Raw genomic sequence first — 10330 nt, 5'->3', positions numbered from 1 at the left:
AGGGGGATTTATTATGGGTGAATTCAAAGGGTTTATGAATTATGACAAACAACAATTACACGAATTGTCTTTGGTTGATCGTTTGAAGAATCACGACGCGTTTCAACAAAGATTTACGAAAGATGAAGCGGCACAACAAGGTGCTCGTTGTATGGATTGCGGTACACCATTTTGCCAGACTGGAGAACCGTTTGGTAGAGAAACCATTGGTTGTCCTATCGGTAATTATATTCCAGAATGGAACGACCTTGTCTATAGACAAGATTTCAAAACTGCCTATGAACGGTTGAATGAAACGAACAATTTCCCTGAATTTACAGGGCGTGTTTGCCCAGCACCTTGTGAACAATCTTGTGTAATGAAGATCAATCGTGAATCAGTTGCTATTAAAGGGATTGAAAGAACGATTATAGATGAAGCTTTTGAAAATGGTTGGGTCAAACCGACAGTACCAGAGCATCGTAAGGACGAATCTGTAGCTATAGTAGGCAGTGGTCCAGCTGGTTTAACTGCTGCAGATGAATTAAATAAATTAGGGTACAACGTAACAGTCTATGAACGTGCACACGAAGCGGGAGGTTTGTTGATGTATGGTATACCTAATATGAAATTAGATAAAGATGTAGTACGTCGTCGTATAAAAGTGATGGAAGAATCTGGCATACGTTTTGAAACAGACACAGAAATTGGTGTGGATATTAGCAAAGAGACGCTTAGCGAGCAATTTGATGCTATTATCTTGTGTACTGGTTCCCAAAATGCGAGAGATTTACCTTTAGAGGGTAGAATGGGATTAGGTATTCACTTTGCGATGGATTATTTAACAGAACAAGGCCAATATTTAAACGGTGAAATCGATGAACCATCTATTTCTGCTGAAGGTAAAAATGTGATCGTAATCGGGGCCGGAGATACAGGTGCTGACTGTGTCGCTACTGCATTGCGTGAAAATTGTAAATCAATCGTACAATTTAATAAATATACAAAACAGCCTGAAGAAATTGAATTTGATGAGAATACGTATTGGCCGTTAGCAATGCCTGTGTTTAAAATGGATTATGCGCATAAAGAATATCAATCACGCTTTGGTTTTGAGCCACGTGCTTACGGTGTGCAAACGATGCGCTATGACGTGGATAGAATTGGTAATGTCAAAGGCGTCTATACACAAATACTCGAAGAAACCGATGAGGGTATGGTAGTTGTAGATGGTACTGAGCGTCATTGGCCAGCGGATTTAGTGCTTCTATCAATTGGTTTTGTAGGTACTGAAACTACCGTGCCACATGCTTTTAATATTCAAACAGAACGCAATAAAATTGTAGCTGATAATAAAGATTTTAGAACGAATCAACCTCATATATTCGCTGCAGGTGATGCTAGAAGAGGGCAAAGCTTAGTTGTTTGGGCAATCCAAGAAGGCAGAGCGGTTGCAGATTCTGTGGATTCTTATTTAAATGAAAAAACATTAGTGTAACTTTGTAATTTTGATTGACTTTTACAAATGGCTATAATATGATGAATATTGTGTTTGGAGGAATACCCAAGTCCGGCTGAAGGGATCGGTCTTGAAAACCGACAGGGGCTTAACGGCCCGCGGGGGTTCGAATCCCTCTTCCTCCGCCATTATATTTTTAAAACCAAGACTAATGAATAGATGAGGCAAGTATTCAATATCGTATTGAGTACTTGTCTTTTTTGATGTGCTTATTAAGTTAGAATGCATTGTGCGTTATAAGCTGTCCGGAAAATTATACATATCATTAAACTATCGAATGTGAAATTTAAAATGAAATACTGTTCCAACAAAAAGTATTAAGCTTTAAATGAAAAGTTAATCAGTTTAGTTGATGAGTGCGCAAATAGTGTTTTATTGCTTCTTTAAACTTTTGTTAATGGTACAGTTTTGTATGGGTGTATATTGATGAGATGAAAAGTCTGTGTAATTTAAATGAAAGCCTTTGCAAAACTTGTATAGACAAGTTATAATTTCTTTAATGTTAAAAGGATAAGGGAGTGGAGTGTCATGGCCGTTAAAAAGAAAGATGTGCAAGATATAGTCGAAGCTGTTGGGGGCAAAGATAATTTGGACACAGCAACACATTGTGTCACACGTTTACGACTTGTCTTAAAAGACGATGATAAAGTAGACAAAGACCGACTGAGTAATAACGATTTAGTGAAAGGTCAGTTCAAGGCGGACAACCAATATCAAATCGTTATTGGACCGGGAACGGTAGATGAAGTCTATAAGCAATTGATAGCAGAAACAGGGATTAGCGAATCGTCCAAAGATGATGCAAAGGCGGCGGCAGCCAAGAAAGGGAACCCTCTACAAAGATTGATTAAGCTATTGGGAGATATCTTTATACCAATCTTGCCAGCAATCGTAACTGCTGGTTTGCTTATGGGGATTAATAACTTACTTACAATGGAAGACTTATTTGGTCCGAAACCGCTTGTTGAACAATTTCCGCAATTAGGTGATATATCAAATATTATTAATGTAATCGCTAGTACAGCTTTCATATTTTTACCAGCGTTAATTGGTTGGAGTAGTATGCGTGTATTCGGAGGAAGTCAAATATTGGGTTTGGTACTAGGTTTGATTTTAATGAACCCACAGCTTGTTTCGCAGTATGATATTGCAAAAGGTAACATTCCGACATGGGACATTTTTGGTTTAGAAATTAAGCAACTGAATTATCAAGGGCAAGTGTTGCCGATTTTGCTTGCAGCATATGTTTTAGCGCAAATTGAAAAATTCTTAAATAAATATATTCATGATTCAATTAAAATGTTAGTCGTTGGTCCAATTGCATTACTAATAACAGGTTTCTTAGCGTTTATTGTTATTGGTCCTGTAGCGTTATGGCTAGGTACTGGTATTACAAATGGCGTAACGTTCGTCTTTGGACATGCTGGTTGGTTAGGTGGCGCTATTTATGGTTTACTGTATGCACCGCTTGTTATTACTGGATTGCATCATATGTTCTTAGCTGTTGATTTCCAACTTATGGGTAGTGAGCTCGGTGGAACATACTTATGGCCGATTTTGGCGATATCTAATATTTGTCAGGGGTCAGCAGCGTTCGGCGCTTGGTTTGTTTATAGAAGACGTAAAATGGGCAAAGAACAAGGTTTGGCAATGACTTCTGGTGTTTCAGGTTTCTTAGGAGTGACAGAACCTGCATTATTTGGTGTCAATTTACCATTGAAATATCCGTTTGTCGCAGCGATATCAACATCTTGTGTGTTAGGAGCAATCATTGGTGCAACACGCGTGCTTGGTAGTGTTGGCGTCGGTGGCGTTCCTGCTTTTATCTCAATTAAAAGTGAGTATTGGGGTATCTACCTTGTATGTACCTTCTTGGCAATGGTGATTCCGGCAATTCTAACGGTGTTCTTGTCAAAATTTAGTAAAGATAAAGCAAAAGAAATGGTAGAAGAATAAGCACTCTAAAGCAATACAACTAAACTCGCTAAAACGACTTGGCGGGTTTTTCTTCTTTTAAATAATATAAGTAAAGGTGGTAATTCTATGAGTCAAAGTGATTGGAGAAAGTCAGTAGTTTATCAAATATATCCGAAATCATTTAATGACACGACAGGTAACGGTGAAGGTGATTTGAAAGGAATTATTGAAAAGTTAGATTACTTACAGTATTTAGGTATAGACTACATTTGGTTAACGCCTGTGTATGAATCTCCAATGAACGATAATGGTTATGACATTAGTAATTATTATAAAATAAATGAAAAATTCGGCACGATAGAGGACTTAGAAACACTTGTTACAGAAGCTCATAAACGTAATTTAAAGGTAATGATGGATATCGTAATAAATCATACATCTACAGAGCACGAATGGTTTAAACAAGCATACGCAGATAGCGACAGTGAATTTAGAGATTACTATTTCTTTAAAAGATCATCCGATGCACAACCACCGACAAATTGGGAATCGAAATTTGGAGGAAATGCATGGAAATACGATGAAAAAACAGATGCATATTATTTACATTTGTTTGATGTAACACAAGCGGATTTGAACTGGGATAATCCAAATGTGAGGCACGCGTTATACGATATCATCAATTACTGGATAGATTTTGGTGTAGATGGCTTCCGTTTCGATGTTATTAATTTAATTTCAAAAGGTGAATTTAAAAATTCAGAAAAAATTGGTAAAGAATTCTATACAGACGGTCCACGTGTACATGAATATTTACATGAAATGAATGAGCATACATTTGGTGGTAAAGACTTAATGACTGTGGGTGAGATGTCTTCGACAACAATTGAACATTGTATAAAATATACGTCTCCTGAGCGTCAAGAATTGAGTAGTGTTTTCAATTTCCATCATCTTAAAGTGGATTACGTTAATGGTGAAAAATGGTCGAATGCAAGATTAGACTTTCATAAATTAAAAGATATATTAATGGAATGGCAACTGGGAATATATGAAGGCGGCGGTTGGAATGCGATTTTTTGGTGCAATCATGATCAACCAAGAGTTGTTTCACGTTTTGGAAATGATAGTAATGAAACGTTGCGCAAACAAAGCGCTAAGATGCTGGCAACTGTATTACATATGATGCAAGGAACACCGTATATATATCAAGGGGAAGAAATAGGTATGACGAATCCTGGTTTTGGTAGTATTGATCAATATAGAGATATAGAATCGTTAAACGCTTTTAATAATATGAAGCGTGTTGGTTATGATGAAGATGAGATACTAACAATATTAGGTCAAAAATCTAGAGATAACTCACGAACACCTGTACAGTGGACGAACGAGAAAAATGCCGGTTTTACTACAGGAACACCTTGGATAGACATCCCAGATAATTTTGACCAAATCAACGTTAAAGCTGCTATTGAAGATAATTACTCTGTTTTGCATACTTATAGGGATTTAATTCGCTTACGCCATGAATACGATATTATAACTTATGGGAGTATAGAACCATTATATATGGAATATGACGAATTATTTATATATAAACGTCATTATAAAGATGAGACTTGGTTAGTAGTGGCGAACTTTTCGAAAGAACGTGTTTCTATACCTAAGGACCTAGATATTGAAGGACAAGTGATGATACAACATGGCAACATCTCTGATGGGCTGATAGATGGCTTCGGTACAATTGTTGTAGCACAATAATTTATAAAAGGGTAGTGAGTGAGCTCATATGACACAAAAAAAGTTTATTACAATATATGAAACTTTACGAACAGACATCATCGAATCTCGCATATCTTATGGTACACAATTGCCGTCAGAATATGAATTAGTAGAAGCTTATGATGCGTCACGTGAAACTGTCCGTAAAGCGCTGAATTTATTAGTGAGAGATGGAATGATACAAAAAATACGCGGTAAAGGATCGGTTGTAATCTATCAAGGTCTAACAGAATTTCCACTTGCAGATTTAACGAGTTTTCGAGAAGTGCAACAGGGCTTAGGGTTACAGCATGAAACAGAAGTGAAAGTTTTAGAAAAAATACCAGCAGGCGATGTGCCAAGAGTAAAAGAAGCGTTAAATATTTCTCAAAGCAAAGTCCTGTGGCACGTTATTCGTACTAGAAAAATTAATGATAGAGTGAAAATAATCGATGAAGATTATTTAATAGAGGCTATTGTTCCAGGTTTGACGTTCGAGATTGCAAAAACGTCTTTGTATGAATATGTAGAAAATGTATTAGGATTAGATATTAGTTATTCTAATAAAGCTATAACATTTGAAGCATTCGGTGACTTGGAGTACGAGATGTTTGGTAATGTATCCCCGGCGTATACAGCTACTGTACGAGGAATTGTGCATCTAAAAGATACTACACAATTTCAATATAATATTTCTAGACATTTAGCGACAGAGTTTAAATTTAAAGATTTCTCAAGACGTCATAAAATATAATGTAAATTAACAAGATGACCGTTTTGTGAATGCTTCTAATAATCTATTTATTAAATGAAAGCTAATGCTTGCATTCAGATAGAAGAATATAGTATGATATATTTTGCCGTGATAGGTGGGGAGGTAGCGGTTCCCTGTACTCGAAATCCGCTTTACGCGAGACTGAATTCCTTTGCTAAGGATACGTTTTTGTGAAGTCTGCCCAAAGCACGTAGTGTTTGAAGATCTCGGTCCTATGCAATATGAACCCATGAACCATGTCAGGTCCTGACGGAAGCAGCATTAAGTGGATCATCGTATGTGCCGTAGGGTTGCCGAGATTTAGCTGTCGACTTTGGTTACGTTTGTGATACGTATTCAAAGCGAAGGTTCACGGTTTTAATTTTAAAAATTAAGTAAATCCAAATATACATATATAAAGAGCGACTTATCTTTTGATAGCGGTCGCTCTTTTTTTATATTAAAATATAAGAAATGCTGTAAAGTTGTTTTAGTATCCGACCAAATGAAATGCGCTTATTGATGTTATAATGTTTAAAAATAAAACTAAACGTTTTGAGGGGATAGCCATGCAAATTTACTTAAGTACTTTAACTGAAAATGATTATGAGACAAGTTTAGATGCTATTGAAGCGGCTTTTTTAGATGTGGCAGAATCAAATCACGATGAGCAAGAATTAGTGGAGAAGTTGAGAAAGGCGCCTGAATATAATTACGAATTAGAAGTGGTAGCTAAGAATGATGATGGTGAAGTCGTAGGTCATATCATGTTATCTGAAATTACAATTGTAAATGGAGATGACCGTTATACTGCTTTAGCATTGGCCCCATTATCTGTATTATTAGATTATAGAGGCAAAGGTATAGGTAAAGCGTTGATTCAAGCTGCTGAAGAACGTGCTAAAGCACAAGACTATAGTACAATTATTGTATTGGGTGACCCATCGTATTATGGTAAATTTGGTTACGAAGAAGCGCAAGATTTTGAGATTTATAGTCCATTTGATGTGCCTTCGAAATACTTTATGGTTAAATTTTTATGGGATCAATTACTTGAACAACCAAAAGGTGATGTAATTTATTCTGAAGCTTTTAACTAATATTCAAAGTGGAAAATACAATGCTATAATGAATGATGAATGTAATTGGAGGTGCGAAAGTGAATTATCAAGCTTTATATAGAATGTTCCGACCACAAAGTTTCGACGATGTTGTAGGACAGGAACATGTTACTAAAACACTACGCAATGCGATTTCAAAAAGTAAACAATCACATGCTTATATATTTAGTGGGCCTAGAGGTACTGGGAAAACAAGTATCGCCAAAGTGTTTGCCAAAGCTATTAATTGTCTCGAGCGTACAGATGGTGAGCCTTGTAATGAATGTGCAATCTGTAAAGGTATCACTCGTGGTACAAACTCAGACGTTATTGAAATTGATGCCGCAAGTAATAACGGTGTAGATGAAATTCGAAATATTAGAGATAAAGTTAAATATGCACCTAGTGAATCGAAATTTAAAGTTTATATCATAGATGAGGTGCACATGCTCACGACTGGTGCGTTTAATGCATTGCTTAAAACGTTAGAAGAACCCCCAGCACACGCAATTTTTATATTAGCGACAACAGAACCCCACAAAATTCCGCCTACAATTATCTCGAGGTCACAGAGGTTCGATTTTAAAGCGATTAGTCAAAATGAAATCGTAGAGAGATTGAAATTTGTAGCAGACGAACAACAAATTGTTTATGATGAGTCGGCATTAGACTTTATAGCAAAAGCTTCAGAGGGCGGTATGCGTGATGCGTTAAGTATTATGGACCAAGCTATTGCGTTTGGTGATGAACGCTTAACCTTAGAAGATGCTCTGAATGTCACGGGGAGTGTAGATGCAAATGCGTTAAATGAATTGTTTAGAGAAGTTGTAGATGGTGATGTAAGAAATGCCTTTGCAACATATCATAAATTTGTGTCTCAAGGTAAAGAAGTTAATCGCTTGATTAATGATATGATTTATTTTGTTAGAGATACGATTATGAATAAAACTTCTAATGTAGAAACTGAATATGATGCATTGATGCATTTTGAGTTAGATATACTCTATAAAATGATAGATATTATTAACGATACACTTGTTTCAATCCGATTCAGTGTGAATCAAAGCGTACATTTTGAAGTGTTATTAGTGAAATTAGCTGAAATGATTAAAGAAACTCCGGAGCATGTTCAAACAGTTGCTACAATAGGTGTTGCAACAGAGCCTAATAATGATGTATTGCTACAAAGAATGGAACAACTTGAAAATGAACTTAAATCAATTAGAGCAAATGGAATAGCAACAAGTACACCACCGCAGCAAACAAAGCGTACGTCTAGCAAGAGTGGACAATCTAAAAATGCCTTTTCAATGCAACAAATTGCCAAAGTTTTAGATAAAGCGAATAAAGATGATATCAAACAATTGAAAGATCATTGGCAAGAAGTTGTCGATCATGCAAAAAATAATGATATGAAATCTTTAGTTAGCTTGTTGCAAAATTCTGAACCGGTTGCAGCTAGTGAGACTCATGTGCTTATCAAGTTTGAAGAAGAGATTCATTGTGAAATTGTTAATAAAGATGATGAAAAACGAGAGAACATCGAAAACGTCGTTTGTAATATTATAGATAAAACAGTTAAAGTAGTTGGAGTGCCAGCAGATCAATGGATGAGAGTGAGAACGGAATATCTTCAAAATAGAAAAACTGGTTCAACAACAGAAGCGGGAAATGACGAACAAACTACGACTCAAACCCCTGAGGAAGTAGATGTCGTTCAAAAAGCAAAAGACTTATTCGGTGAAAGTACTGTAAATGTTATAGATGAAGAGTGATACATGACAATGTTCGAAAAGGCATGTATAATGAGACAAAAGATAAATCACAACAAAGTGATGTAAAAGTTTTAAGGAGGATATAATTATGCGCGGTGGCGGAAATATGCAACAAATGATGAAACAAATGCAAAAAATGCAAAAGAAAATGGGCGAAGAACAAGAGAAGCTTAAAGAAGAAAAAGTGCAAGGTACAGCTGGTGGCGGTATGGTAACTGTAACGGTATCAGGCCATAAAGAAGTGCTAGACGTAGAAATTAAAGAAGAAGCAGTAGATCCAGACGACATTGAAATGTTACAAGACTTAGTGATTGCTGCTACAAATGAAGCGATGAATAAAGCTGACGAACTTACACAAGAACGTTTAGGTAAGCATACGCAAGGCTTAAACATTCCTGGAATGTGATCGCATGCATTATCCTGAACCAATCTCGAAACTTATTGACAGTTTCATGAAACTGCCAGGCATTGGACCTAAAACGGCTCAACGTCTGGCGTTTCATGTATTAGATATGAAAGAAGACGATGTTGTTCAATTTGCCAAAGCACTTGTAGATGTTAAACGAGAACTAACTTATTGCAGTGTATGTGGCCATATCACAGAACAAGACCCATGCTATATTTGCCAAGATAAGCAAAGAGAGAGAACTGTCATCTGTGTAGTAGAAGATGATAAAGATGTTATTGCAATGGAAAAGATGCGTGAATATAAAGGGTTGTATCATGTGTTGCACGGTTCTATATCGCCAATGGACGGAATTGGACCTGAAGACATTAATATACCTAGTTTGATAGAGCGCTTAAAAGACGAAGAGGTTAAAGAGTTGATACTAGCGATGAACCCCAATTTAGAGGGAGAGTCCACTGCTATGTATATATCAAGATTAGTAAAACCAATAGGTGTTACAGTAACGCGCTTAGCACAAGGTCTTTCTGTAGGTGGAGATTTAGAGTACGCAGATGAAGTTACATTATCTAAAGCTATAATGGGTAGAACAGAGATGTAGCAATGCATGAAGCGCATAGTAAATAGAGTATAAGGCTATTCCTTTTTGGGATAGCCTTATTTTTATAAATAAAATTAAGAAAATGTAAAATAAAAATAAAGTATGTATATAGAGCTTTTTTTACAGATATTGATACCTTACTAATAGAAATAACAGTTAAAAAAGGTACATTAATCATTATTTCTAAATTAAAGTTTGGTTTTTGGTTAATAAGATAACCCTTAAAAGTGTTTAAGTGTAAATTTTACCGTTGTTAAAAGACTTTTAAGCGTGTATAGTATTTACTTGTCGGACGAAACAAAACGACAAACATACAAATGAAATACAAAAAATAATTTCAAAAAACTTCTTGACTTTCTAAGTCAAAGAGAGTAAAATTGTTTCTTGTGATTGAAGAAATGAACATTGAAAACTGAATTGCAATATGTCAACGTTAATTCCGAACACAACATTAAATTGTTGGTTCAAAACAGTGTTAGAGATAACACAAATTAGTATTTTATGAGCTAATCAAACAT

Annotated in this window: 8 protein-coding genes, 1 tRNA gene and 1 other RNA gene; all 10 read left to right on the top strand. The window is 35.9% G+C overall.

Translation table 11 applies throughout. The annotated features are described in order from the left end of the window. Nucleotides 1-13: 13 nt before the first annotated feature. The 10 genes from ACF91D_RS03250 (at nucleotide 14) to recR (ending at nucleotide 9812) form a co-directional block, all read left to right on the top strand. On the top strand, nucleotides 14-1477 hold the full coding sequence (locus tag ACF91D_RS03250; protein WP_039068514.1) for a glutamate synthase subunit beta: 1464 nt from the start codon (nucleotides 14-16) through the stop codon (nucleotides 1475-1477). A 56-nt stretch (nucleotides 1478-1533) separates the two neighbouring features. After that, nucleotides 1534-1626, top strand: a tRNA-Ser gene (locus tag ACF91D_RS03245). Between the two features lie 400 nt (nucleotides 1627-2026). Next, nucleotides 2027-3454, top strand: a complete 1428-nt coding sequence (gene treP, locus ACF91D_RS03240) for a PTS system trehalose-specific EIIBC component (protein WP_327620913.1) — start codon at nucleotides 2027-2029, stop codon at nucleotides 3452-3454. Nucleotides 3455-3541: 87 nt separating this feature from the next. Beyond that, nucleotides 3542-5176 (top strand): alpha,alpha-phosphotrehalase, encoded by a 1635-nt coding sequence (treC, locus tag ACF91D_RS03235; RefSeq protein WP_327620912.1) that lies wholly within the window; start codon nucleotides 3542-3544, stop codon nucleotides 5174-5176. Nucleotides 5177-5204: 28 nt separating this feature from the next. Then, nucleotides 5205-5930 (top strand): trehalose operon repressor, encoded by a 726-nt coding sequence (gene treR / locus ACF91D_RS03230; RefSeq protein ID WP_119585757.1) that lies wholly within the window; start codon nucleotides 5205-5207, stop codon nucleotides 5928-5930. A gap of 106 nt (nucleotides 5931-6036) precedes the next feature. After that, nucleotides 6037-6306: signal recognition particle sRNA large type (gene ffs / locus ACF91D_RS03225), an RNA gene on the top strand. Nucleotides 6307-6499: 193 nt separating this feature from the next. Next, the gene (locus tag ACF91D_RS03220) at nucleotides 6500-7030 is read left to right on the top strand and encodes a GNAT family N-acetyltransferase (RefSeq protein WP_039068519.1); all 531 of its coding nucleotides are present in this window, start codon (nucleotides 6500-6502) and stop codon (nucleotides 7028-7030) included. A 59-nt stretch (nucleotides 7031-7089) separates the two neighbouring features. Continuing rightward, on the top strand, nucleotides 7090-8805 hold the full coding sequence (dnaX, locus tag ACF91D_RS03215; protein WP_327620911.1) for a DNA polymerase III subunit gamma/tau: 1716 nt from the start codon (nucleotides 7090-7092) through the stop codon (nucleotides 8803-8805). Nucleotides 8806-8893: 88 nt separating this feature from the next. Beyond that, complete coding sequence (locus tag ACF91D_RS03210; RefSeq protein WP_002484224.1) at nucleotides 8894-9211, top strand: YbaB/EbfC family nucleoid-associated protein; 318 nt, start codon at nucleotides 8894-8896, stop codon at nucleotides 9209-9211. A gap of 4 nt (nucleotides 9212-9215) precedes the next feature. Beyond that, nucleotides 9216-9812, top strand: coding sequence for a recombination mediator RecR (recR, locus tag ACF91D_RS03205; protein ID WP_101094375.1), 597 nt, complete (start codon nucleotides 9216-9218; stop codon nucleotides 9810-9812). Nucleotides 9813-10330 lie beyond the last annotated feature (518 nt).

Source organism: Staphylococcus sp. 231237_7MaSpsaltlick (genome assembly GCF_043107035.1).
This window is presented reverse-complemented; position numbering and strand designations above follow the sequence as displayed.

Bases quoted from the DNA above. Each gene is read 5' to 3' on its own strand.
- recR (WP_101094375.1), top strand. From the start codon at position 9,216: ATGCATTATCCTGAACCAATCTCGAAACTTATTGACAGTTTCATGAAA.
- ACF91D_RS03220 (WP_039068519.1), top strand. From the start codon at position 6,500: ATGCAAATTTACTTAAGTACTTTAACTGAAAATGATTATGAGACAAGT.
- ACF91D_RS03250 (WP_039068514.1), top strand. From the start codon at position 14: ATGGGTGAATTCAAAGGGTTTATGAATTATGACAAACAACAATTACAC.
- treP (WP_327620913.1), top strand. From the start codon at position 2,027: ATGGCCGTTAAAAAGAAAGATGTGCAAGATATAGTCGAAGCTGTTGGG.
- treC (WP_327620912.1), top strand. From the start codon at position 3,542: ATGAGTCAAAGTGATTGGAGAAAGTCAGTAGTTTATCAAATATATCCG.
- treR (WP_119585757.1), top strand. From the start codon at position 5,205: ATGACACAAAAAAAGTTTATTACAATATATGAAACTTTACGAACAGAC.
- ACF91D_RS03210 (WP_002484224.1), top strand. From the start codon at position 8,894: ATGCGCGGTGGCGGAAATATGCAACAAATGATGAAACAAATGCAAAAA.